Genomic DNA, 22,199 nt, shown 5'->3' with positions numbered 1-22,199 from the left:
TCGCCGACGGCCATCGCACACACAGCTACGGTCCGGCGGAATGGGTCTTGCGCGCGATCACGATGGCCGGACGACCGACGTGGCAGCAACTTCGGCCCGCTTCGCTCGCTCACACTGGTCGAGAACAGTAGGTTGACGACGTGGACCTGCTACTCGGCATCGACATCGGAACGGGAAGCACCAAGGGCGTTCTCGTCGACTCGGCGGGAACGGTGGTCGCGACCGAAATCATCTCGCACAGCATCGAATTCCCCAGGCCCGGTTGGGCTGAGGTGGATGCGGAAGCACTGTGGTGGCGTGAGGTTTGCGACATCAGTGGTGCACTCATGGGACGGGTACCGAGGGGTGGACAGCTGGCCGGCATGTGCGTCAGCGGACTCGGCCCGTGTCTGGTGCTGTGCGACGAAGGTCTGCGACCGCTGCGAAAGGCGATTCTGTACGGCATAGACTCTCGCGCGATGGGCGAGATCGATTCGCTGAATGCGGAATTCGGGGAATCCAGCATCGTCGACCGGGCCGGCTCGCTGTTGTCGAGCCAGGCGGTCGGGCCCAAGCTGGAGTGGGTTCGCTTGCACGAGCCCGCCGTCTTCGAGGGTGCCACCGGTTGGTACGGATCCAATTCGTACGTCGTTGCAAAACTGACGGGCGAATACGTCATGGATCATCACACCGCCAGCCAGTGCGACCCGCTGTACGCGACGAGAGAATTCGACTGGAATCACGAATGGGCGCTGCGCATTTGTGGTCATCTTCCGTTGCCTCGATTGGTCTGGCCCAGCGACGTAGTCGGTACGGTGACGCCGCAGGCCGCCGCGGCAACCGGAGTACCCGCCGGCACACCGGTCGTCGCCGGGACCGTAGACGCCTACGCGGAGGCATTTTCGGCCGGCGTGCGCGCTCCCGGTGACCAGATGTTGATGTATGGCTCGACGATGTTTCTGGTGCAGATCATCGGCGAGTATCACACCGACCCGGCGCTGTGGACGACGACAGCCGTCGACCGTGGACGCTTCGCGCTTGCAGCTGGAACCTCCACCGCGGGTACGTTGATCGACTGGTTGCAGTCCGTGACAGGTGGGGCAGCGTTAGCCGATCTGACGGCCGAGGCGCTGGCTGTTCCGCCGGGCGCCGACGGTTTGCTGATGCTGCCGTATCTGGCGGGTGAACGCACTCCGGTGTTCGACCCGCAAGCACGCGGGGTTCTGGCCGGGTTGACGCTCCAGCACACTCGTGGGCACTTGGTTCGCGCTGCCTACGAAGGCATTGCGTTCGGCATCCGGCACATTCTCGAACGCTTCGACGATGCCCACCGCGCGTCTCGTACGGTGGCTGTCGGCGGCGGCCTCAAAAGTCCCGTCTGGGCGCAGACGATCAGCGATGTCACCGGCCGGGCACAGCTGGTGCCGAAGGAAGCGATCGGCGCCAGCTACGGCGACGCGCTGCTTGCGGCAATCGGAGCGGGATTGGTTGCCGCCGATACCGATTGGACGAAGATTGTCGGACAGATCGAGCCCGACTCGCGCAACCGCGGCCGTTACGACGACCTCTACGGCACCTGGCTCGAGCTGTACCCGGCGACGCGCGATCAGGTTCACCGACTGGGCGACCGCGGTGATCGCCAGGCCGCCAGTGCGGTGTCGAGAGAGTCGACGAGTCGGGCGTAGCTCTGGTCGATCGACTGGGGTATCTGGAACCCGTCGTTCGACTCGAGGTGTACAAAGCCGTGCATGGTGCTGCGGATCAGACGTGCCGCGTCGACCGCGTCATCGCCGGTGATGCCGTAGCCGTCGAGCACCGCGTACAGCACCGAGAGGATCTCGGAGATGGCATGCTGCACCTCGTCGTCGGGGATCGGGCGCACAACGTAGCTGTAGCGGCCGGGGTGCGCGCGGGCGTAGTCGCGGTACGCGGTCGCGAATGCCCGCAGTGCAGCTGGTCCAGCTTTGCCAGTCGCCGCACGGCGGACATCCGCGCCGAGTTCGCGCAATACGCTGAGGGCGAGCAGTCGGTGCATGCCTTCGATGCGGTCGATGTGTTTGTAGATGGTCGGTTGGGCGACCCCGACGCGCTCGGCGAGGGCGGACAACGTGAGGCGTTCGGGTCCGATCTCGTCGACGAGGCGCGCGGCCTCGGCGACGAGTATCTCGGGATTCAGGCCAACCCTAGGCATCGACAGTCTTCGCGATCAGACGTGTCACGGCTGCAGCGGTGAGGTCTTGGGCCTGCGCCTGGGGGTAATGGCCGACGTCGGGTATCAGCACCACTTCGCCGTTCAGTTGCCGACCGATCCACTCGGCCTCGGCGACCGGATCCGGCCAGTCGACGTCTGCCTCGCCCATGACGACCACGACCGGTGCAGTGACATCGGACAATCGACTTTCGGCTGGGGCGTGTGACGTACGGGTGGTCTGCACGAACGCGTGCCAGTGGCCGGGTAGGCGTAGATTGTCACGTACTCGCCCCTTGTGTTCTTCGTAGCCCAGCGGTTTCTCACCGGGTAGCCATTGCGGATAATAGGACATGAAAGCCATTGGCCCCCAAGGCTTGATGAACATCAGTCGCATCATCAGTTTCTGGGCGAACCCGGCTTTCGGGTTACGGACGAACGGTCCCAACAGCGCGAGGCCGCGCACCTTGTCAGGGGCTTCTGCCGCCGCGAGCACGGCTGCGCCAGCCCCCATCGAGTTGCCGACCACGAACGCTGGTTCACCCAAGACGTCCACGAGTGCGGCTATGTCGCTCGCCAGCGCCACGTCGTCGTAGTCGGTGAAGGTGGCGTCGCTTTCCCCGTGGCCGCGGAGGTCCATCGTCACCACTCGATGCCGCTCGGCAAGCAGTGGTGCCAGCAACCGATAGGACTGCCGAAGCTCGCCCATCCCGGGCACGCAGATCACCAGTGGGCCGCTCGCGCCGGTGACGTCGTAGGCAATTCGCCCCTCGGGGCGATCCAAGTACTGGGTAGGTTTCATAGCCATAAAGCTATACCGTATAGCTTTCGCCGTCAAGAGCTGGCGGTAATTTCACGAAGCTCGCGGTTCGGTCGGCCGGTACCCGACGGCGTCTATGTCGATATGCGACGGATATGCCTTTCCGTAGTAGTCGACCCACGATCTGTCTTTCGGATCGGGAAGAATTCTGCGACCGAGCGCGTAGGCGCGCAGCGTGGTGGCGGCGAACAGGCGTGCCCAGCGTGGGGGTGTGGGGAGTCGGTGGACTGCGAGGAGTTGGTCGTCGCACAGCGCCATCGCGAACGCGCGACCGAACCATTGCAATTTCGACGGGAACCACCTGGCGGCATAGTCGTCGATCACAGCTCGTGCGACGGCCGCGCCGCCATGGGACCACGCCCAGGTCGACCGCTCGTAGGCGATTGTCCAGGAGTGGAATTCGGTTGTGGTGTCGGGAATGTCGTGCAAGCCCATCGCCCTGCCGACGCCTTGCCAGAACCTGAGGTTCGCGTCCATTTCGGTGGCCGTGAGGACCTCACAGCCGAGCATGGCGGGAATCCGGGCGGGTTCGAGGGCAAGGGATGCAAGCGTGTAGAGGCTCTGGTCGTTGGTTATCGGAAATCTGCTGTGGATCTGGTTGAGTCGCGAGATCGCGGCGCGACCTCGACCGGAGGAGTATCCCTGTCGCATGAACTCGCCGAAGAACACCATCGTGTCGTCATTGCGTTTGCGCGTCGCCTGGATCATTGGTGCGCGCCCGCCGCGATAGACGACTTTCGCGATCGAGGGCACTGCCATCTGCCGGCAAAACGCAACGGTGTAGAGGGCAGAGGTCAGAATCGGGTCGCCGTATCGCACCTCGAGGGTCAGGTGCGTTAGGTACTCGTGGTCCGCAACGGGATCGAGGCGTGCGGCTATGTCGCGGGCCCACCGCCGGCCCTGTCGTCGGGATGCGGCCAAATGGGAGTCGACGCTTGTCATGTGCCGATCCTAAGCAACTTACTTGCGTGTGCGCAAGCATGTATTTGAGGAATCGACCTATACTCGCAGCCATGTCGATTCCCTCCCGGACCCAGGTCGAGCGGTCGTCTACCTCGGCGGAGCGGCTCAGGCTCGCCCTTGCAGACCTCGTCATAGAGCAGGGCTACATCTCGACCACTGCCGCGGAAATCGGCGTGCGCGCCGGCTACAGCCGGGCGATGGTGCGGGAGCGGTACGGCTCGAAGGATGCCCTGCTCATCGCTTTGCAACGCGAGTACGAGGAACTTCTTGTCGGCGACTCGACCGGACTCGAGGGCGCGACCGGACTCGACAGCCTGCTCGCGGGTTTCGATCGGTTACTTTCCTTCGCGCGCGACCATCCGCGCCTACTTCGCGCAATATTGATCGTCAGCTTGGAAGGCGCTGCGGGAAACCATCTGATGCGACCGGAGGTTCGCCGTTGGCTAGAGCTGCTCGTTGGGCAATTCGAGTTGTGGCTCACAGCAGGTCAGAACGACGGTTCGATCCGCGCCGACCTCGATGCCTCGGCAGAGTCGGAACAACTCGTCGTCGAGGCAATCGGTCACGCCTACCGCTGGATCCAGACCGACATCGCTGTCGGCTTCACCGATCGCATCGAGAGCTGGCGCAATCGGGTGGTGCGACACCTCGCGAGTGGCCGCCGTAGGGGAGAGGGTCGTACCCAGCCAGTCGAAAACTAGGCGCTCCCAAGCCTTTTGACCGAGCCCTCCGCAGTGTCCGAAAAGCCCCGTCGACGCGAGTCGGGCCGAAGAGGTCCCGGGCGAACGGACGGGCTGGTCGTCTGGCGCGAAAACCAGCATCGCTCGCTCACTGGAGCCAAACGGGAACCCTCAACCTGCACAATGTGTTCTGACGGCGGGAATTGCCAACGTCGATCCGCGCACCGGCCGAAAGTGAGACAGTGACTCTAGCGGCCGTGTAGATGAGCCAAGGAGCGCGGATGAACCTCGAGAAGGTGGTCTTCGGTTTTTTCGTGTTGCTTGCTGCGACACTCAATTTCGGGTTCTTCATCGGGGACATGTCGGACCCCACGATGCACAACATCTACGAGTTGTTCGCGGCGCTGACGATCAGCCTGATTGCCACGGTGCTCAAGTTCGGCGACCGGACACAGCTCGGAGCCGTGCACCTGGCGACCAGTCTCGTCGCAGATCTCCAACTCGTCTCTGCCGGGCTGGTCTGGCTGTTCGCCGAGCAGATCACCGGACACGGAATGACAGCAAGCTCGACAGCCAGCATGGTGTCGCTGTCGGGCGGGGCGCTCCTGGCCAACTTGGTATCGGTAGTCCTGCTGGTATCCGAAACCATGACGTTCCGCCGTTGATCCGGACCTGCAACGATGGCCAATCCGCTGCTGATCGCGCTCCGACAACTCGGGACCCGCAAGGGCCTGCCGCCACCGTCTGCGGCGGCGGATTTGGACTACGCGCCGCCCTCCGCCTCGATCTTCCTGGTCATGCGTCGACTGCGGGCACCGCTGATCACGTTGATCGTGCTCTTTGCCATCAGCGTTGTCGGCCTGGCACTGATTCCCGGTGTAGATCCGGCGGGCAACCCGTACCGACTGACGCTGTTCGACTCCTTCTACGTGATCAGCTACACAGCGACCACAATCGGATTCGGCGAACTGCCCTACCCGTTCACCACGGGGCAACGCCTGTGGTTGACCGTCTCGATCTATTTGTCCGTCGTCGGCTGGGCGTATGCGATCGGATCGATGTTGACGATGCTGGGCGATCAGGGTTTTCGCCGCGCGTTGGCGCTGCAGCGATTCGCCCGCAAAGTTGACCGGCTCCGTGAGCCGTATCTGTTGCTCGCCGGTTACGGCCAGGCGGGTCGGCTCCTGGTCAAGGCGTTCGACGAACTGGGCCAGCGAGTCGTGGTTCTCGACAAGTCCGACGAACGAATCGAAGCGTTGGATCTCGAACCGCTGCATGCCGATATCCCGATGCTCGTCGCCGACGCCGCGAGTCCGCGCCTGTTGACGCTCGCCGGGCTCGGACACGCGAATTGTGCTGGCGTCCTTGCACTTACCGATAACGACGAGACCAACCTGACGATCTCGATGACTGCCGCGTTGTTGCGGCCCGACCTGCCTGTGTTCGCTCGCACCGACTCGGCACCCGTCGCCGATCGGCTTCGCGCGTTCGGTACGCCGACGGTCGTGAATCCATTCGACCTCTTTGGCGACAACCTCCGGGTGGCTCTCCGCGCGCCGGCGACGTATCAGCTGCTCGAATGGCTCGAGGCTGGACCGGGTGCCCGTTTGCCGCAAAGGGGGAAGCTGCCGCCGGCCGGTCGTTGGGTCATGTGCGGTTACGGCCGCTTCGGTCGCGAATTGACAGCGGATCTGCGCGCGGCGGGTTTGGATGTCACCGTCATCGAGTCGACAGGTACGCACACCGACGTGATCGCGGGAGACGCGTCCGAACTCGGCGTACTCGAGCAAGCGAGCCTGGACACCGCGATCGGGTTGGTCGCGGCAACGGATAACGACACGACCAACTTGTCGATTCTGGTGAACGCTCGGCAGCTGAACTCCGACCTGTTTCTCGCCGCCCGGCAGAATCGGCGATCCAACGCGGCGTTGTTCAAGGCGATGGAAGTCGACGCGCTCCTTGTGCCGACCGAAGTGGTCGCCCGCCAGGTCTATGCGCAGATCAGCACGCCGCTACTGTGGCGATTCCTGCGCGAAGTACCGGCGCGTGGCAACGAATGGGCGGCCGATCTGGTCGATCGGCTCCACACACATTGCGGCCGGGCTCTGCCCGCCCTGTGGAAGGTGACGCTGGACCGGACCAGTGCCCCGGCATTGGTCGACCTGTTAGCTGACGGTCGGGTCACCCTTGCTGGGCTGCTGCGTGATCCCGAGGACAGGAACCGGCGATTGAAGGTCGTTCCGTTATTGCTTGCACGAGCGGACGAAACCGTCGTGTGTCCAGACGACGAGGTCGTCCTCGCCGTCGGTGACGAACTGCTGTTCGCGGGCAATAGTCACACTCGCCGCGAACTGCAACTCACGATGCTGACCGACTCGACCGCGTCGTACGTCCTGTTCGACAGGCATGTTGCGGCGGGCCTGATATGGCGGAAATTATCCCGACGATCCGCCGCTAATTGACACTGCTGGATTCATGGCGTCGCCGGATGTAGAGCTCGAAGCCTGCTGGCTTCACACCACCAGATTCCTGCACCTCGAGCCGGTAACCCTCCTGCGGCACAGTGTCGAACCTCTGCAGAATCGTGCCGAGCAGAAGGAGTGACTCGTGCACCGCAAGGTGGCGGCCGATGCACGATCGCATCCCAGTTCCATAGGGCTTGAATGCGTGAGCGGGCCGGGCTTTTACACGCTCCGGGAGGAAGCGGTCAGGGTCGAATTCGTCGACATCCGTGCCCCACACGCGATCACGGTGCAGTAGTGGGATGAACACGACGACCCATTCGCCCTTCTCGAGCGGATACCGGTCCGCGAGCAAAGTGTCTTGCCTCGCGACGCGCAAGAATCCCTGCACCGGCGACCACAATCGCAAAGCCTCGTCGAGCACCCGGCGCACATACCGCAGCTTTGTGACCTGTTCGAACGACGGTGGGCTCGCGCCGGGCGGGCCCCACACTCGATCGACCTCGGCCCTGGCGCGCTCGAAGATCTCGGGATTCTGGGACAGGTAGTAGAGCGCAATCGACGGCGGGCAGAAAGTGGCGTCGGCGCCGAAAATCAGTCCGATGACCTGATATCGAATGTCTTCGTCGCTGATCTGGTCAGGATTGTTCGGCCCACTCGCTCCCAGCATGACGTCGAGGATGTCGTTTCGCTCATCGCGCGGATTGGCTCGCCGCTCCCGAATGACGGCGTCGACAACGCCGTTGATGTAGGAGCCGCGTTTGTCGCTCGCTTCCTGCGCACGTCGCATCAGCAGCGTACTCAGCGGCACCCGTCGCATGATGTTCGCGCGTTCCGACTGGTTGATCATGGCAGTCAGCGCTGCCATGAACGGATGCGGATCGCCGCGTTCGAACGAACCGAAAGCTTGGCCGAATGTCACGCGCCCGGTCATCTCGTTGGTTGCGCGGGATAGCTCGGTAGCCACATCGACGGCGGGACCGTCCACTTTGGTGAGCCAGTATGCGGCGAATTCCATTGCAACGTCGGCCAAAGTCGAGTGATAGGCGCGCATCGCCTGTTGCGAGAACGCGGGCTGCATCAGCTCGCTCGCCTTTCGCCACGTCGGATCGTCGACGTCGGCGGACACGAGACCGGACCCGATCACCTTTCGCAACTGGACGAGTTCGGGGCCGACGTACTTCGCGAACCGCGACTCGTCACACAGATCGGCAACCACGCTCGGATCCGCCGCGACCACCAAGCGCTGACCGAAGACCTTGATCTCGAAAATCGGTCCGAGTGACGACCCGAGGCGTTGGATCGCAGCCATCGGACTGCGTGGCGACAGGCGAAAAACGTCACCCAGTAAGGGAACTCGACCTGCTGGATGAGGATAAGGCGCCCGCACCGCCGGCTTTCGTGGCTCGGCCAGTCTCCAGAACATAACCCGCGCAAGCATTTCCGGGTTCATCTGTCCTCGAATCACTCGATACGATCGTGACTCGTACGGATCTTCGCGAGTTGCGATCGACGCAATGGGTCTTTGATACGGCTGCGAATCAATACCCAAGGCCAGGCTGTTACCGTGCCGAACTCGAGCATACTGCTGCACTCCGTCGGATTCGCGCTGCTGAACTTTCAGCCCCGGAAATCGGGGGTTTTGCTTCAGACCGCAACGAACTTGAACGTGTTGTCGTCGCTGACGATTCGGCCTACGCTGTGCCCCGCGAAATGTGTTCCGAAAAGTAGAACGTCGCCGTCGGCGACGTATTCGAGAAACTCCCGGCGGCGCTCGGCGGAGATACCTCGGTCCCAGTCGCTCTGCGAGCTCCAGCTCGGACGAGCGATCTGGATGGGGTGATGAATGAAGTCGCCGGTGATAAAGCCCACTTCGCCCTGCGATTCGATCGTCAGGCTGTGATGGAACTGTGTGTGCCCAGGTGTCGACGTATACCGAACTCCTTCGCAGACAAGATGATTCATCGGTACCAGATCGAGAAGTCCCGCATCGACGCACGGATCGATCGACTCTTCGAACAAGAAGCGCGTCTGAAGGCGAAGGTCGGCGTCGGCATGCTCGGAGAGCGGCTTACCTTCTGCTAGTCCCAGGAAGTATTCGAATTCGTCCTTGACGACGCAATATCGAGCGTTCGGAAATGTCGGTTCCCAATGTCGGTTGCGCAGCACCGTATTCCAGCCAACATGGTCGAAATGAAGGTGCGTCGCGACGACGTAGTCGATCTGCTCCGGAGCGTATCCGGCTTCTGCCAGTCGCTCCAGGTACGAGGTGTTCATGTCGCTCCACGCAGGAACGAGGGGTATGTGTTTGTGATTTCCGCATCCGGTGTCGACAAGGACGACGGCTGCGCCCGTGTCTACGACGTACGAATGCACACTCCACAGTGTTTGACCGCTCTCGGTGGCGTAATCCGGATACAGCCAGCCGATGTCTTTCACCGCCTCGGGAGTGGCTTCCTTGATAAGCCCGTCGAGTTCGCCGACCTCGATTGCCATTTCGACAACCTGCGTGATCGTGAAGTCGCCGATCGTCCAACTGTTCGTCATTCGCTTTCTTTCTCGACAAACCGGCTCGCCTGCCTCTGCGCCGACCTCGAGCCCGGTCGGATTCCCGAACTGTACGGCTTTGCGGTGCTGACTCCCACCGAACTCGACGCGAACCTCAGGTTCCGGCAAGGCATCGCTGCCGAAATGTCGCAAATATCCGTCCTGACCGGTATGACCTGCGCTAATGTCGCACCGAAGCCGCTACGACCGATAGGGGCACCGTGCGGGACTCCGCGAATACTGCAACGAGGGCGGCGGGCTCGCCGCGGTTCGCGTGAGCGTCCACGTTCTGCAGGTCGAACCGCGCGATGTGTGCGCGGCGAATCTCGGTCTCGTGGTCGGTGCGCCGGCTCCCGTCCCGCTTGCCGAGCTCGTCCTGGGCGGAGCCCACGTCGGTGTGGTCCTCGGAGTTCTGGGTGCATCTCACGTGGTGACGGTTTCGAGCAGCGGTTCCGCATTTACCGAGCAGGTCTCCTGTGACGCCCTGGGCATGGGCGGTGAGTACTTACCGGCGGACGCGAGCCGGGGCGGATACCGGTTTCGGTCGTCGACCGCTGTGGCCGACGAACTCGAGTTCGCCGCGCTGGCCGAGCGGCTTCGCCAGCGGAGCGCACGGGAACCCAACTGGCTCTGCGGGACTTTCCCCGGGCAGGGTACTGCGGTGACTGTGCTCACGGCGCAGGTCGGAGACGGTCTTTGCAGCTGGAAAAGCTGGCATCTCTATCCCTCGGTCGCAGGCGGCGGAACGATCGTGACAGCCGAAAGCAGGTGGCGGGCGTGAGAAGACGCGTCGCGATGATTGGTGCCGTGTGTGCCGCGCTGCTGCTCGGCGGATGTAGTGAAGACGAACCGCGTGACTTCGTGGGCGACTTGTACGACAAGACCGGCTCTTCCGCGGACACCGTCAACTATCACTCGGACGATCCCGTGGACCGCACGGTGTCGAAGATCGCCGCCGAAGTCAATCCCGCGGCGCGGGCTACCGACGGCGCGAATCAGTATCTCCGCTACGACGACGAAGTCATCATCGTCAGTCCGGCTACACCGAGCGGCAGCAACATCGTCGTCGAGGACGTGGACGCCAAGCTCAACAACGGCGCGTACTCGTACCTCGGTCCCGGCTTCACCCCGGCATCCGCGGCCCAGGACAACGAAGGTGGCAAATGACCAATCAACAGGAGATCCTCGTGAGCACCAGCCATCTCGCTGTCGAATTCGGCAGCGTCAGTTTCAGCGGGCTCGGGTCCGGGCTCGCTGCCACGATTGCGTACTTCTTCGTCGGCACGCTCGTCTTGTGGGGCGGATTCGTGACGCTCGACCTTCTGACTCCCGGCAACCTGCGTCAGCAGGTATACGTCCAACGCAATCCGAACGCCGCGATCCTGCTCGGCGCGAACCACATCGCGCTGGCGATCGTCGTCACCACAGCGATCGTCGCCAGCGACGCCGGCTACGCGCAGGGACTCGTGGAGTCGGCGGCATACGGCGTGCTCGGAATCGTCCTCCAGGCGGTTGCGCTCCGCGTGGTGGATCTTGTTGTGCCCGGCCATCTTCGGACTTTGGTAGACGAACCCGAAATGAGTGGCGCCGCGTGGGCCGTGGCGTCGACGATGGTGGCGGTCGGTCTCGTGAACGCAGCCGCACTGACGTGACGTCGCTGGGTACTCGGGCGACCGATCCGTCGGCAAACGAGGCCGCGGAGCGGTTGCCACGCTCGACGGCGCGGCCGCTCGGCAAGTCCGCGCGGGTCGCGTTGCTGGCCGCCGTCGCCGCGTGCGCTGCCTGTGGTCTGATCTACGAATTGGCTCTGCTCACGCTCGCCACCAGCTTGGTGGGCGGTGGCATCACACAGATTTCGGTCGTCATAGCAGGGTACGTAGCCGCTCTCGGGCTGGGCGCCCTCGCTGCGAAGCCCCTATTGACCCGGGCGGCAGCAGCTTTCGTGGCTGTCGAGGTCGCGCTCGGCATTCTGGGCGGGCTCAGCGCCGCAGCGTTGTATGTGTCGTTCAGCTTCATCGGCGTGAGCACCGCCGTCCTTGTGGCCGCGACATTCGTCCTCGGTTTGCTCGTCGGTGCGGAAGTACCGCTTCTCATGACGCTGCTGCAATCCGGTCGCGTCACCTCCGCCGCAGGCACGGGTTCCGTGCTGGCCAACCTCAACGCAGCGGACTACCTCGGTGCGCTCGCCGGGGGACTCGCCTGGCCGTTCGTCCTGTTGCCGTGGGCGGGGATGATCCGCGGGGCAGCGATCACCGGGATGATCAATCTGCTTGCAGCCGCAGTTGTGGCGCTGATTCTTCTGCGGTCGCAGCTGAGCGTTCGTGCGCGGATCGTCGCCGCTGGATCGCTACTCGCTGCCGCCGCAACACTCGGATACCTCCTCGCCGCGTCCGCCGAAATCGAGACGACCAGCCGGCAACGACTCTATTCCGATCCCATTGTTGCCGTACGACTCTCGGTGTATCAGGAGATCGTGATCACCGAACGAAACAACGACAAACGTCTGTTTCTCGACGGCGACCTGCAGTTCTCGAGCGCCGACGAGCACCGCTATACCGAGTCTCTTGTCTACCCGGCGCTGTCACGCACTCCCGAGAGCGTGCTGATCCTCGGCGGAGGAGACGGCCTCGCCGCGCGAGAGGTGTTGAAGATTCCGTCGGTTCGGCAGATCACTCAGGTCGAACTCGACCCCGCGATGATCGAGATGGCGAACACCGAGCTCGTCGACCTGAACGACCGCTCGTTGGCTGACCCCCGGGTGCTTGTCGTCATCGAGGACGCGATGACATGGCTGCGAAACCATGCCGCCGAGGGGCTCGACGGGTTCGACGCAGTCGTCGTCGATCTACCCGATCCCGACACACCGGCACTGGGCAGGCTGTACTCCCTGGAATTCTTCGGCCTCGCCAAAGGTGCGCTGAACCCGGACGGTTTGCTCGTCGTGCAATCCGGCAGTCCGTACTCGACCCCCGACGCATACTGGCGAACCGTCTCTACAGTCGAGGCAGCAGGGCTCGCCGTCACGCCGTATCACGTCTTCGTGCCGAGCTTCGGCGACTGGGGTTACACGTTGGCGCAGCAGGGAACCACGCCGCCCGCCCTGCAGATCCCGGTTGCTGCACCGGAATTGCGTTTTCTCGATCAGGCGGTGCTCGACGGCGCCACGGCGTTTCCGCGAGACCGGGCGCCACGGCATCTGGAGGCCTCGACGCTCGAACACCCTCGGATCGTGGAAGATATGCGTCGGGGTTACCAGCGATAGTCATCGAATTACTCTGCGCTGCCTGAGGTTTTGTGTCCCGCCCGCGCAATGACGTGAGAGGAAACAAGACTGCGCGCGTCAGCCGTTCCAGCGTGACCAGGCGGCCTGGCGGGTGGTTCCCGCGAACTCGGCGACTTTCGCCCAGGAACCGGCGGCCGCAAGGGTGCGAGCGCTGACCCCGAGGCTCTCGCCGACCAGTGCACTCAATCGCAAGAGCGCTTGGAAAGCCTCCGGGTCCGCGCTCTCTGCCAGTGCCGACACCGCGGCGGCGGCGGCCTGTTCGAGCTCACCGAGTCCGGCGGGTTCGACCAGCGCATGGGGGACATCGGAGTCGTCATCTGTCACCCGATCACAATATGGGGGCCGTCAACTCCCCGGCGAGATCCGGGCCGCCGAGAACGATGTTCTTGGTGGCGCTTGGATCGTCGAACCCGCGGCGCCATGTTGCGCTGGGCCACCGGTATTCGACCGTCAGATCCGCGGGTCGGTACACCGCGGTGTAGAGGGTGCCGAAGCCCCTGTCGTACTCGACGTTGTACAGCGGTCTCGCGAGGAAGGCCGCGGCGATATCGTCGGGTTCCCGTCGCTCGGCGATGAGTTCGGCCAATCGGTCCAGCCGCTGCACGCTCGAGAATCGCGCCGCGCGTTCAGGGTATTCGGGGATCGACCCGTGGTGGTTCGTGGCGATCGCAGCGGCGGCGAACTCGGGCTCTTGCCCAGGTGCCACGAATGCGGTGCACGCGTCGCCGCCGGCGTCGACCATTGTCAGGTTGTAGGACATCGCTATAGGCAAGTCCTGCAACAGCTCTCGTGCCTCGCAGGTCGTCTCAGCGACTTCGAGCAAGTACCGAATCACCAACGGGATCGCAAACCCCGGGCCGGACCCCGGTCGGCCACCGTAGGTCAGTGAGACCACCAGGCCCGCGTCGTTCATCCCGTCGAGCAATCCCCACAGGCAATCCCCGGTGCCGATCACTCGGCGTCCGGTGAACGCGCTCGAATAGATCGTCCGCTCCCACAGATCGGGGCTGTAGTCGTAGTTGCGACAGAGCACCGGTTCCGGTCCGGCGAACACGGCCTGCGAACAAGCCGGAAGGAAGGCCGGAGCATTCCACAGCGTGAGCATGCGGGCCGCCGTTTCGTCGTTGCCGGCAAGACTCACAAGTCGGGTATAGGTCGGCAACAGTTCGGGCATGTAGTGGGCCAGCATCGACTGCGAGGTCGCGAGATCTGGCCTGCTGCCGGAAGTTTCAGTCAGATACCAATCACGATAGGCCGGCCAGGTCGTGTCGAAAAGCGCCTTCCACTCAGGTCCGGGCGTCGCCTCGTTGATGCCGTAGACGGTCAGTGGCAACGGGGGCTGGGGGCAAGCAAATGTTCGATCCATGCTGTCAAGGTTTCCTTGACAGAGGCAGTCTTGTCAAGAAAACCTTGACAAGACACGGTCCCCGCCGCCGATGAGGAGTTGTTGTGCCCCTTTCGTCGAATCCGGCACCCGAACACAACAGCGCGAGGCGAGCAGTTGCTCGCCCCGCGCTGTCTATCTGTCGGACGAACTTCCGTCAGATGTTCGTACTGGTCGGGATATTGCTGGGCAGCAGGTACTCGTAGGGCTGCGACCTGGTCATGTTGCGCACGTTGATCTCGTTCTCGGCACCCTGCAGCGCAGACCTGAAACGTGCGAGCGCGCCCGTCACCTTCGGGTCATAGATGGCCTCGGGGAACGGGAACACATTTGTCCGGTAGTCGCCGAGCGGGCGGTAGTAGATCGTCGCCAGCACATTGAGGAAGTAGAAGTTCGCAAGTGAGACGAAGACCGACGGGAGCATCTTGATCCAGTCCGCTTCGGAGTGGCCTGTCGTCGTGGTGGGTGCCGCGGTCGCGGTGAAGCCACTGGCGAACGGCGCGTAGGTCATCAGGTGCGACTGCGGGTAGTTCACCGATGCGTGGTAGGCGCTCGCGGTGAAGGTGATCATCGTGACGGCTTCGACGAGTTCTTCGATCGTGGTGAGTCGACGGAAGCCCTTGACCTTGCCACGAGTGATCACTTCGTCGGCAAATGCGGTGAGTTCCACGTCGCCGACGACGTCTGCATCGCTGTGATAGTAGGCACGGATGTACTCGTCGACCCAGTTGTGCAGGACGTCCCAGATGAGCAGTGCGTCGTCGCGGTAGGGGAAGTCGAGGACCGATGGGTTGTCGACGCCGCGTCGCGCGAAATCGGCAGCGGGCATGCGCTCGTAGAAGTCCCAATCGAGCCGGTCCTTGCCGACCGTTTCGCGGACATCGTTCAACGGTGCACCGATGATGACATCGGCGAACAGGTTCTCCGGGAGGATGACGTCGGCTGCGAGTTCGTTGACGAAGAGGTCGCCTTCGAAGTGCGGCACGAGCAAGACGCTCAGCGGATGTGCGGGCGCGAATGCCCGGTGGACCGAAACCGCGAACGCCTCCGAAACGAGGTGTGCGCGTCCGAGATGGGCGAGCATTTCGTGATGGTTGAAGTCTGCGGTCTGCACGACTGTCTTTGCCATCTGCCAACCCCAGTGACGCGATTGGTCGTCGGGGGCGGGGCGCACGAACATCGGAGCGACGGCCGGATCCTGGCCGCACTGAATTGCAATCGCCTGGAGGCTCTTCTTGCCTTGCGGAACGACGAACACGGCCATCGGCGCGTTGTTGTGAGTTTCGCCGGCCAGCAGTTTGTAGGTCGCGCGCTCGGGCGCCATCTTGCCGAGCTCCTCGAAGTCGATCCAGAAGAGGCGACCGTCGGCGATCGCGCCATCGAGGGTGTCGGACGTATTGCCCAAGCCCTCTTGGAACTGTGCATTCGTCAGCGGGAATTTAGCGGGCAGTGAACCATTGACCCGCTCGATGACGTTCGTATTGAATCCGCCGATGCGCATGTAGGCGAACAATTCGTCGTCGTGCACATTCTCGGCGACAGGGGGCAGCGGCATCGTGCCCCAGATCGCGTTGTATTTCGCGAGCCCTTCCTGCGTGCCGAAATTGCCGATGCCCTGGTTGGTGTTCAGCAGGGCGGCAAGGTTTTCGCGAAGGTTCCCGATCACGATCTGAATCTGACGGAAGACGTCCATGAGTTCGGTCTGAATCAGCGTCGCTTCGGCGGCATCCTGCGGATCGACGTGGTGCACATACGCATCGCCGGGCCGCTCGCCGACCATGTTGTACTTGCCACCACCGAGGTTCCGAAAGCGCATGCGCCCCGAATCGAGCCGCACGTTCAATTGGTTGAACTGGTTCTTCGAATCGGCCAGCGTGCCGGTCGCGCACGCATTGATCTGCGGGATGATCGTGCTGACAAGGTTCATACCGAGCTCGATCAGCGCGTCTGCTCCGGTGATCAGCCACTCGATGGTCGGAAGTGCGTCGATCGGCGGAAACACGGCAAACGGTACGCCGACGATGAACGGGTGCGCCTCGGTCCACTGGTACTGGGCTTGTGCGGCCGCCAGCGTCGCCTGCCGGATGACCGGCATCGGGTCATCCTTCGGGAGCATCGGCATCGGAGGTTCGAACGGCGCCGCCTGAGCGGTCGGCATTCCCCCGGCGAATGAGGCAACTCCGGCCACGGCGGGTGCCATCGCGGACAATTGCAGAAGGCGGCGTCGGTTCAGCTTTTCTTGCATTTTCTTCCTCCCGATCAAATGTGAATAAATGCGATTTCGCGCAGGAACGGAAATCGCGCAGTCTCGATATTTGGACAAGCTGAGGACGCCGAGAAACAACGTTCCTACGAGTCGTCGTTGACCCGGTCTTGCCAAATGCGGACGCACGAGTGCGCCCGCAAAATGTGTGGGTTGTGCGCGTCAGGAATTGTTCGATCAGGTAATCGGTGCGACCCGAGCACGCGCGCGGATCGAATCCTCCGCGGTGAAGAGGATGTCCAGCGCAGGGCCGTTGTCGCGGGTGCGCATGTGTAATCGATCGGCGGGCTCGCTGGAAGCTTGGTATTCGACGATCGCGCGGTGAGGTCGCGCTAACAGTTCGTTTGCCGGTGCCGGAAGGGACGTGCCGGGTCCGGGACTGGTCATGGTCGGCTTCTCCCTTCCTTCGTTTACGTTCCCGACGGTAACTGTTACGAGCGGTTACGTTCGCAGAAATCTCCGGCAAAAGCACGTAACGAGAGCCGGGCGTGATCGACGTCATGTCTTGCCGTGTGTGACGGGTCACGCCTGGTCAAGGCATGCGACACGGGCCACCGGCGGGGTGGCGGCCCGGCTGGGGCAGCCCTGCCGGCCGCGCCGGTGCGCACCTGTGACGGCCATGGTATGGCCCTTAGAAACATGGGCCTCCTCACAAAACGGGCGCGCTGCCGATGCGCCTAAATGACGGCTGACGTGCGCTTATGTCGATTCAGACAACCCAGGCGGGGCTGCTGCGTCACTGACCGTGCGGAAAATACCCCGTATAGTCCCGAAGCTGTAACCATGGGTAACACATATGTGCCCATTGTCCGCCGGAAGGTTCGTCAATCGAGCGAGGTTCCGTACCGGCACAAACATTTGAGGGAAATATGAATACAGCGCAGCGTCGCAAAGGCAAGAGGATGGCCGTCGCCGGCCATTCGTTCGTCCTCCTCGCATCGCTGGTCGCGATGCTGCTTGCAGCGCCGTCGACCGCGACCGGCGAGGAGCCCACTCCGGGCCCGGCCGGGGAACTCTACGTTCCGGAGGTCGGCAACGACTCGGTCGCGGTTCTCGACAGTGCCGACAACTCGACCAAGGAGCGTCTGCCGATCCACGCGCCGGTCGGGCCGTCGCGACCTTCGGTGCTGACCAAGACCCCGGATGGGTCGAAGATCTACGTGCACAACTTCGGGCTCGCCTCGCCGACCATCTCGATCATCGATCGCAAAGCCGGCACCACACGGACCATTCCGGTCGAAAGTACGCCGATGGGAATCTTCACCTCCGCCGACGGCAAAGAGATCTACATTCCGGAACTGAACTTCGTCGTCGAGGTTCTCGATGTCGAGACCGACACGATCGTGCGCAAACTGCGCTTCGCCGACATTCCGGTCGGAGCGATCGCAGGCCCGGACGGAAACATGTACGTCGGCTTCGCGTCCGGACTGATCGGTGCATACGACCCGAAAACCGGTGCGACAGTCAAGCCTCCGATCTGGAGCGGTGGAATCGCGACGTTCTGGTACGACTGGGCGAAGGACGGATCGAAGCTGTACACGTCCACGATCAACTCCATCGGCGTGATCGACATGGACAAGTGGCAGCTCACCAAGACCATTGCGACCAACCCGAACGGGGCCGGCGGTCTGCTCAACCCCGGTGCCTTCATCAACGAGGTTTCGCCTGACGGCACGAAGATGTACGTGACGATGTTCGGCGCAACCGGTGTGCTGATCGTCGACCTCATCACCGAACGCGTTATCGGCACCGTCCCGACCGATGGCTACACGATCGGCGTCACGTTCAGCGACGACGGCAGCCGCGGGTACATCACCGATGTCGGTCCCGCTCCGCTCGACTTCTTGCCCGGACCCCTCGGCGAGGGACCTGTCTTCCTCAACATCATTTCTCTCGCAGCAGGTTTCGGACCGGGCACGCTCATCACGTTCGATCCGAAGACCGGTCAGATTCTGGACAAGACCGAAACCGCCGCCGGTCCCGGTTTCCCGGTTTGGGTGCCCGACCTGTGATGCGCGCCAGGTTCAAGTTCGAAGGGAGCTCCACTGTGAAATCCCATGAAAGGTCAACTTCCATGAAAGCCGGATTGCGAAGGGTGGGGATCGCGACTCTTGTCGCTGTGACCTGTTTGCTCGTGCCGACAGGCACCGCCGCTGCCAACCCGTCGATCGTCGGCAGCACATCGGGTAACGGGATGATCTACATTCCCAACTACCAGGTCGGCACCGTCGAGGTCGTCGATCCGGTTTCGCAGAAGGTCGTCAAGACCATCCCTGACATCGGCGATCACCCGCTGGTCATCCGAACGACGCCCGACCATTCGAAGGCGTACGTCAGCAACTTCGGACCGATCGGCTCCTTTGCCACCGTCATCGACATGAAGACGGACACGGTGATCAAGAAAATCCCGACCCTCGGCGCGCCGTACGCGGTGTTGACCATGTCGCACGACGGTCGGTACGTCTACCTCCCGACACTGCTGTCCACGGTGCAGGTCATCGACACGCAGACCGACGAGATCGTGCGCACGCTGCCGATCGCGATCCCGCCCAGCCCCGCACACATGGAATTGTCGCTGGACGACAAGATCATGTACGTGATGTCCGGCGCGGGAACTGTCACCAAGTACGACACCGTAACGGGCGCAATGATCGATACACCGTTGTTCCTCAACGGATTTGCGCCGGGTTGGGGAGCGATGAGCGCGGACGGCAAGACGCTGTACGCGGTCAACTACTACGCCGGTGTGACATGGATCGACATTCCGAGTTGGACCGTCACTCGTACGGTCCAGCTGCCGGTCATGGCCGGAGCGATTTCGGGAACGCTCACTCCGGACGGCTCGAAGCTCTGGATCTGCAATATCGGCGACAACACGATTGTGGAACTCGATGCACACTCCGGTGAGATCCTCGAGACGCACCACCTCGATTCGGCGCCTGTCTATGCCGGATTCTCGGCTGACGGTGGCACGGCATGGGTGAGCAGCCTTGGCGGTACATCGAACTTCATCGACCCGGTGGCGGCGTCGAAGTTGTTCATCGCATGGTTCCCACCGAGCGAGGAGTCGCGCTACCTGGACGTCTACGACACGGCCACGTTCACGCGAACCGGACGGATCGAGGTCGACGACGCCCCAATTTCCGGCGTCTACCCGGGCTGAACATGCTCTGAGCTGGGAATAGCGGTCGGTTGGTGGCGAGACACCGGCCGACCGCTTCGGCTGTCTAGGTACACGGGTCCACGGATCTACGTACCTAGACAGGTGGATCTACGGATGTGACGGGGACCACTGTCTTGCGAAAGTTGGTAGGCAACCAACGGAAGGCCGGGAAGCCCGGCGATCGCAGAGGCAGGACCCAGAGATGAACGTTCTAATCGAAATGACTGCCCTCTCGATCAGTCGACCGGCCAGCTGCACGGACCCTGAGCAGCTGGCTGCCTGGTACGAGGCCAAGGCGCGTCTGCACGAACACCTGGCCGCCGAGAACAGCGCGGACCACGCACGTGAGATCGCACTTGCCGCTGCCGCTCACGAACACTCGTTGCGTTTGCTGCGGACCAGTGCGGCCGCCTGATCCGGCTTTCCCTGTTCGGTAAGCGCTATCCGATCGACGACAATTTGGGCGTGCGATCGAAATTTACTGGTGTGCAACACTTTTCTGCTCATCATGACTCACAGTACGGACCACGCCCGGGTGAGAACATCGCGCAAGATCTCGGTCATTTCGTCGAACTCGGCCTGTCCGCAGATCAACGGCGGAGCGAGCTGCACGACCGGATCACCCCGGTCGTCGGCGCGGCAATACAGCCCGGCTTCGAAAAGGGCCTTCGAAAGAAAGCCGCGCAGCAGTCGCTCCGATTCGTCGGCGTCGAAAGTTGTGCGGGTTGCCTTGTCTTTCACCAATTCGATTCCATAAAAGAAACCGGCGCCGCGGACGTCACCGACAATCGGCAGGTCAAGCAGGGTCTCGAGCGATTGGCGGAACGCTTCGCCGTTCTTCTTGACGTGGTCGTTGAGTCCCTCGCGTTCGAAGATATCGAGGTTGGCCATCCCGACCGCGGCCGAGACGGGGTGCCCGCCGAAGGTGAAGCCGTGTGCAAATGTTGTATTGCCGGTTGCAAACGGCTCGAACAGCCTGTCCGACACGATCATTGCACCCAGTGGCGAGTAGCCGGACGTGAGACCCTTTGCGCACGTGATGATGTCTGGGACGTACCCGAAGTCGTCGCACGCGAACATCGAGCCGATCCGGCCGAATGCGCAGATGACTTCGTCCGAGACCAGCAGGACGTCGTGGCGATCGCAGATCTCGCGAACCCGGTCGAAGTATCCGGGCGGCGGGGGGAAGCAACCGCCCGAGTTCTGCACAGGCTCGAGGAAAACGGCAGCGACGGTGTCGGGTCCCTCGAACAGGATCGCCTCTTCGATGCGGTCTGCTGCCCACTGCCCGAACGCCTTCGGGTCGTCGCGAAGCCCCTCCGCGGCCCGATAGATGTTGGTGTTCGGCACTTTCAGCGCACCCGGCACGAGCGGCTCGAACGCCTGCTTGGCTGCTGGGATTCCGGTGATCGCCAACGCTCCGTGCGGTGCGCCGTGATAGGCCACCGCCCGCGAGATCACCTTGGTCTTGCTCGGTTTTCCAGTCAGCTTGAAGAACTGCTTGGCCAGCTTCCATGCGGTTTCGACAGCTTCACCGCCACCCGTCGTGAAGAACACTCGATTCAGATCGCCAGGCGCGTAATCAGCCAGCCGCTCGGCCAGATCGATTGCAGCGGGATGGGTGTAAGACCAGAGCGGAAAGAACGCCAACTCGCTGCCTTGCGCCATTGCAGCTTCGGCCAGTTCGCGACGGCCGTGCCCGACCTGGACGACGAACAGGCCGGACAGTCCGTCGAGGTAGCGCTTGCCTTTGTCGTCCCAGATATAGGCGCCCTCGCCGCGCGCGATGATCGTTGGGGGCGTATCGGTGTACGCGGAGTGGCGGGTGAAGTGAAGCCACAGATGGTCTCGGGCTGCGTCGCCGCGTGCCGTTCCACGCGGTGTTGTGCTGGGTGGTGTCGTGTTGCTCATCTGGTCCCCCAGTCGTAGCGCTGTCGTTGCAGTTTCAGGTAGAGGAAGGTCTCGGTGCTGGTCACACCGGCGCATGCCCGGATCTTGCCGCTCACGACCTCGAGCAGGTGTTCGTCGTCCTCGCACACGATCTCGACCAGCAAATCGAACGAGCCCGCGGTGACGACGACGTAGATGACTTCGGGCAGCGTTTCGATTTCCGCGGCGACCGTCGCCGGGTCGCCGACCACTCTGATGCCGACCATCGCTTGGCGATTGAAGCCGACCTGCATCGGATCGGTCACCGCAACGATCTGCATGACCCCGGCCTCGAGCAGTTTCTGGACCCGCTGCCGAACGGCGGCCTCGGACAGGCCGACGCATTCTCCGATGGACGCGTACGACCTTCGGCCGTCCTGCTGCAGGGCCTCGATGATCGACTTGGACAGGGCGTCGAGTGTCGGGCCCGGACCGTCGCGATTCGCCATGCCCCGATCATCGGCCTCGAAACCGAGAATTGCCACGAAATTCGTCGAATTTACATAGAAGAAGCACTAATACCCTTGCTGTCGGCGTA

The 22,199-nt window shown here is 62.8% G+C and carries 22 protein-coding genes; 11 read left to right on the top strand and 11 right to left on the bottom strand.

Annotated features, from left to right (window positions below; translation table 11 throughout):
• Positions 1–140 precede the first annotated feature (140 nt).
• Complete coding sequence (locus JGU72_RS06800) at positions 141–1,664, top strand: FGGY-family carbohydrate kinase (protein WP_199682909.1); 1,524 nt, start codon at positions 141–143, stop codon at positions 1,662–1,664.
• On the opposite strand, the gene JGU72_RS06795 is transcribed toward JGU72_RS06800, so the two are convergent.
• Genes JGU72_RS06795 through JGU72_RS06785 form a run of 3 tightly spaced genes read right to left on the bottom strand, consistent with a single transcriptional unit; the run spans position 1,592 to position 3,929 of the window.
• Positions 1,592–2,170 carry a TetR/AcrR family transcriptional regulator gene (locus JGU72_RS06795; protein WP_199682908.1) on the bottom strand — a complete coding sequence of 193 codons (579 nt, stop codon included), beginning with the start codon at positions 2,168–2,170 and terminating at the stop codon, positions 1,592–1,594. The two genes, JGU72_RS06800 and JGU72_RS06795, sit on opposite strands and share 73 nt — an antisense overlap.
• Positions 2,163–2,975: an alpha/beta fold hydrolase gene (locus JGU72_RS06790; protein WP_233531170.1), complete on the bottom strand. Its 813-nt coding sequence runs from the start codon at positions 2,973–2,975 to the stop codon at positions 2,163–2,165. Before JGU72_RS06790 ends, JGU72_RS06795 begins: the two co-directional genes overlap by 8 nt.
• A 45-nt stretch (positions 2,976–3,020) precedes the next feature.
• Positions 3,021–3,929 carry a DUF2236 domain-containing protein gene (locus JGU72_RS06785; RefSeq protein WP_199682907.1) on the bottom strand — a complete coding sequence of 303 codons (909 nt, stop codon included), beginning with the start codon at positions 3,927–3,929 and terminating at the stop codon, positions 3,021–3,023.
• A 71-nt stretch (positions 3,930–4,000) separates the two neighbouring features.
• On the opposite strand from JGU72_RS06785, the gene JGU72_RS06780 reads away from it, so the two are divergent.
• The 3 genes from JGU72_RS06780 (at position 4,001) to JGU72_RS06770 (ending at position 7,092) form a co-directional block, all read left to right on the top strand.
• Entirely contained in the window at positions 4,001–4,651 is a 651-nt protein-coding gene (locus JGU72_RS06780) for a TetR/AcrR family transcriptional regulator (RefSeq protein WP_199682906.1), read from the top strand.
• 260 nt (positions 4,652–4,911) lie between these two features.
• Positions 4,912–5,295, top strand: a complete 384-nt coding sequence (locus JGU72_RS06775) for a DUF6394 family protein (RefSeq protein ID WP_199682905.1) — start codon at positions 4,912–4,914, stop codon at positions 5,293–5,295.
• 15 nt (positions 5,296–5,310) lie between these two features.
• A complete protein-coding gene (locus JGU72_RS06770) occupies positions 5,311–7,092 on the top strand; it encodes a potassium channel family protein (RefSeq protein ID WP_199682904.1) in 1,782 nt (593 codons plus the stop codon).
• On the opposite strand, the gene JGU72_RS06765 is transcribed toward JGU72_RS06770, so the two are convergent.
• Positions 7,085–8,518, bottom strand: coding sequence for a cytochrome P450 (locus JGU72_RS06765; RefSeq protein ID WP_233531717.1), 1,434 nt, complete (start codon positions 8,516–8,518; stop codon positions 7,085–7,087). The genes JGU72_RS06770 and JGU72_RS06765 overlap by 8 nt on opposite strands.
• 221 nt (positions 8,519–8,739) lie before the next feature.
• The gene (locus JGU72_RS06760) at positions 8,740–9,639 is read right to left on the bottom strand and encodes an MBL fold metallo-hydrolase (protein ID WP_199682902.1); all 900 of its coding nucleotides are present in this window, start codon (positions 9,637–9,639) and stop codon (positions 8,740–8,742) included.
• Positions 9,640–9,913: 274 nt separating this feature from the next.
• Here JGU72_RS06760 and JGU72_RS06755 point away from each other — a divergent pair, with 274 nt between their 5' ends.
• Genes JGU72_RS06755 through JGU72_RS06740 form a run of 4 tightly spaced genes read left to right on the top strand, consistent with a single transcriptional unit; the run spans position 9,914 to position 12,901 of the window.
• Complete coding sequence (locus tag JGU72_RS06755) at positions 9,914–10,420, top strand: DUF2617 family protein (protein WP_199682901.1); 507 nt, start codon at positions 9,914–9,916, stop codon at positions 10,418–10,420.
• The gene (locus JGU72_RS06750; protein ID WP_307828322.1) at positions 10,417–10,806 is read left to right on the top strand and encodes a DUF4247 domain-containing protein; all 390 of its coding nucleotides are present in this window, start codon (positions 10,417–10,419) and stop codon (positions 10,804–10,806) included. Before JGU72_RS06755 ends, JGU72_RS06750 begins: the two co-directional genes overlap by 4 nt.
• Positions 10,803–11,291 (top strand): DUF350 domain-containing protein, encoded by a 489-nt coding sequence (locus JGU72_RS06745; RefSeq protein WP_199682900.1) that lies wholly within the window; start codon positions 10,803–10,805, stop codon positions 11,289–11,291. The genes JGU72_RS06750 and JGU72_RS06745 overlap by 4 nt, the downstream gene beginning before the upstream one ends.
• 5 nt (positions 11,292–11,296) lie before the next feature.
• A complete protein-coding gene (locus tag JGU72_RS06740) occupies positions 11,297–12,901 on the top strand; it encodes a polyamine aminopropyltransferase (protein ID WP_374101093.1) in 1,605 nt (534 codons plus the stop codon).
• A 78-nt stretch (positions 12,902–12,979) separates the two neighbouring features.
• On the opposite strand, the gene JGU72_RS06735 is transcribed toward JGU72_RS06740, so the two are convergent.
• The 4 genes from JGU72_RS06735 to JGU72_RS06720 all read right to left on the bottom strand — a co-directional run bounded on the left by JGU72_RS06735 (position 12,980) and on the right by JGU72_RS06720 (position 16,956).
• Positions 12,980–13,246 carry a hypothetical protein gene (locus JGU72_RS06735; RefSeq protein ID WP_199682899.1) on the bottom strand — a complete coding sequence of 89 codons (267 nt, stop codon included), beginning with the start codon at positions 13,244–13,246 and terminating at the stop codon, positions 12,980–12,982.
• A 4-nt stretch (positions 13,247–13,250) separates the two neighbouring features.
• Positions 13,251–14,288: a C45 family autoproteolytic acyltransferase/hydolase gene (locus tag JGU72_RS06730; RefSeq protein WP_199682898.1), complete on the bottom strand. Its 1,038-nt coding sequence runs from the start codon at positions 14,286–14,288 to the stop codon at positions 13,251–13,253.
• A 175-nt stretch (positions 14,289–14,463) separates the two neighbouring features.
• Positions 14,464–16,551 (bottom strand): lipoxygenase family protein, encoded by a 2,088-nt coding sequence (locus tag JGU72_RS06725; protein ID WP_199682897.1) that lies wholly within the window; start codon positions 16,549–16,551, stop codon positions 14,464–14,466.
• A 195-nt stretch (positions 16,552–16,746) separates the two neighbouring features.
• A complete protein-coding gene (locus JGU72_RS06720; protein WP_199682896.1) occupies positions 16,747–16,956 on the bottom strand; it encodes a hypothetical protein in 210 nt (69 codons plus the stop codon).
• A gap of 515 nt (positions 16,957–17,471) precedes the next feature.
• Between JGU72_RS06720 and JGU72_RS06715 the strand changes: the two genes are divergently transcribed.
• The 3 genes from JGU72_RS06715 (at position 17,472) to JGU72_RS06705 (ending at position 20,147) form a co-directional block, all read left to right on the top strand.
• Complete coding sequence (locus JGU72_RS06715) at positions 17,472–18,581, top strand: YncE family protein (RefSeq protein ID WP_199682895.1); 1,110 nt, start codon at positions 17,472–17,474, stop codon at positions 18,579–18,581.
• 62 nt (positions 18,582–18,643) lie between these two features.
• The gene (locus JGU72_RS06710; RefSeq protein WP_199682894.1) at positions 18,644–19,732 is read left to right on the top strand and encodes a YncE family protein; all 1,089 of its coding nucleotides are present in this window, start codon (positions 18,644–18,646) and stop codon (positions 19,730–19,732) included.
• Between the two features lie 202 nt (positions 19,733–19,934).
• Positions 19,935–20,147 (top strand): hypothetical protein, encoded by a 213-nt coding sequence (locus JGU72_RS06705; RefSeq protein WP_199682893.1) that lies wholly within the window; start codon positions 19,935–19,937, stop codon positions 20,145–20,147.
• Positions 20,148–20,245: 98 nt separating this feature from the next.
• Here the strand turns inward: JGU72_RS06705 and JGU72_RS06700 are convergent, their stop codons facing one another.
• Positions 20,246–21,643: an aspartate aminotransferase family protein gene (locus tag JGU72_RS06700; RefSeq protein WP_199682892.1), complete on the bottom strand. Its 1,398-nt coding sequence runs from the start codon at positions 21,641–21,643 to the stop codon at positions 20,246–20,248.
• Positions 21,640–22,110, bottom strand: a complete 471-nt coding sequence (locus JGU72_RS06695; RefSeq protein WP_199682891.1) for an Lrp/AsnC family transcriptional regulator — start codon at positions 22,108–22,110, stop codon at positions 21,640–21,642. Before JGU72_RS06695 ends, JGU72_RS06700 begins: the two co-directional genes overlap by 4 nt.
• Between the last annotated feature and the right edge of the window lie 89 nt (positions 22,111–22,199).

Source organism: Antrihabitans auranticaus (genome assembly GCF_016481275.1).
Classification (GTDB): Bacteria; Actinomycetota; Actinomycetes; order Mycobacteriales; family Mycobacteriaceae; genus Antrihabitans.
This window is presented reverse-complemented; position numbering and strand designations above follow the sequence as displayed.

Coding starts and splice junctions, on each gene's coding strand:
- JGU72_RS06795 (WP_199682908.1), bottom strand. CDS start 2,170: ATGCCTAGGGTTGGCCTGAATCCCGAGATACTCGTCGCCGAGGCCGCG.
- JGU72_RS06790 (WP_233531170.1), bottom strand. CDS start 2,975: ATGGCTATGAAACCTACCCAGTACTTGGATCGCCCCGAGGGGCGAATT.
- JGU72_RS06785 (WP_199682907.1), bottom strand. CDS start 3,929: ATGACAAGCGTCGACTCCCATTTGGCCGCATCCCGACGACAGGGCCGG.
- JGU72_RS06780 (WP_199682906.1), top strand. CDS start 4,001: ATGTCGATTCCCTCCCGGACCCAGGTCGAGCGGTCGTCTACCTCGGCG.
- JGU72_RS06775 (WP_199682905.1), top strand. CDS start 4,912: ATGAACCTCGAGAAGGTGGTCTTCGGTTTTTTCGTGTTGCTTGCTGCG.
- JGU72_RS06770 (WP_199682904.1), top strand. CDS start 5,311: ATGGCCAATCCGCTGCTGATCGCGCTCCGACAACTCGGGACCCGCAAG.
- JGU72_RS06765 (WP_233531717.1), bottom strand. CDS start 8,518: ATGTTCTGGAGACTGGCCGAGCCACGAAAGCCGGCGGTGCGGGCGCCT.
- JGU72_RS06760 (WP_199682902.1), bottom strand. CDS start 9,639: ATGACGAACAGTTGGACGATCGGCGACTTCACGATCACGCAGGTTGTC.
- JGU72_RS06745 (WP_199682900.1), top strand. CDS start 10,803: ATGACCAATCAACAGGAGATCCTCGTGAGCACCAGCCATCTCGCTGTC.
- JGU72_RS06730 (WP_199682898.1), bottom strand. CDS start 14,288: ATGGATCGAACATTTGCTTGCCCCCAGCCCCCGTTGCCACTGACCGTC.
- JGU72_RS06725 (WP_199682897.1), bottom strand. CDS start 16,551: ATGCAAGAAAAGCTGAACCGACGCCGCCTTCTGCAATTGTCCGCGATG.
- JGU72_RS06720 (WP_199682896.1), bottom strand. CDS start 16,956: ATGACCAGTCCCGGACCCGGCACGTCCCTTCCGGCACCGGCAAACGAA.
- JGU72_RS06715 (WP_199682895.1), top strand. CDS start 17,472: ATGGCCGTCGCCGGCCATTCGTTCGTCCTCCTCGCATCGCTGGTCGCG.
- JGU72_RS06710 (WP_199682894.1), top strand. CDS start 18,644: ATGAAAGCCGGATTGCGAAGGGTGGGGATCGCGACTCTTGTCGCTGTG.
- JGU72_RS06705 (WP_199682893.1), top strand. CDS start 19,935: ATGAACGTTCTAATCGAAATGACTGCCCTCTCGATCAGTCGACCGGCC.
- JGU72_RS06700 (WP_199682892.1), bottom strand. CDS start 21,643: ATGAGCAACACGACACCACCCAGCACAACACCGCGTGGAACGGCACGC.
- JGU72_RS06695 (WP_199682891.1), bottom strand. CDS start 22,110: ATGGCGAATCGCGACGGTCCGGGCCCGACACTCGACGCCCTGTCCAAG.